General features: G+C 63.0%; 1 pseudogene. It reads left to right on the top strand.

The window, feature by feature from the left end:
• Window positions 1-516 (top strand): annotated as a pseudogene (locus ACNA7R_RS20670) (hypothetical protein); the annotation flags it as partial.

Below are 516 nucleotides of genomic sequence, written 5' to 3'. Positions count from 1 at the left end.
GGCGGGCGACGACGTCATCTACGGCATGACGGGCGACGACGTCTTGTTCGGCGACGGCCAGGACGACGACATCATCGGCGGCTACGGCAACGACTGGATCTCTGGCGGCACCGGCGATGACGGCGTCATCGGCGACGACGGCCGGATCATGACCAGCCGCAACAGCGCCAGCTACGGCGAGCCGCTTTACGGTGTCATAGCGCTTGTCGATCGGGATCCCAATACGCGAATCACCAACGGCAACGTCCTCAACGAGATCATCAAGACGCCCGGCGACATCCAGTACGCCCTGATCAATGTCGAAGGCGAGTTGAAGAAGGCTGTCAATCTCACGCCGTTCAGCCAGGATCCCGACTTTGATGGCACCGACGACGAGTTCGGCGGCGTCTCAAGGAACACGTCCGACGATATTATTTACGGCGGGCTCGGCAACGACTGGCTGCATGGCGGCTCGGGCGATGACGCCATTTCCGGGGCAGAAGCGCTGCGCGAAGCGGCCGCCCTGTGGTGGAACCC

It is taken from the genome of Natronococcus sp. (assembly GCF_047921035.1).
Classification (GTDB): Archaea; Halobacteriota; Halobacteria; order Halobacteriales; family Natrialbaceae; genus Natronococcus.
The sequence above is the reverse complement of the archived record's forward strand: the minus strand, read 5'-3'. Positions and strand labels throughout refer to the sequence as shown.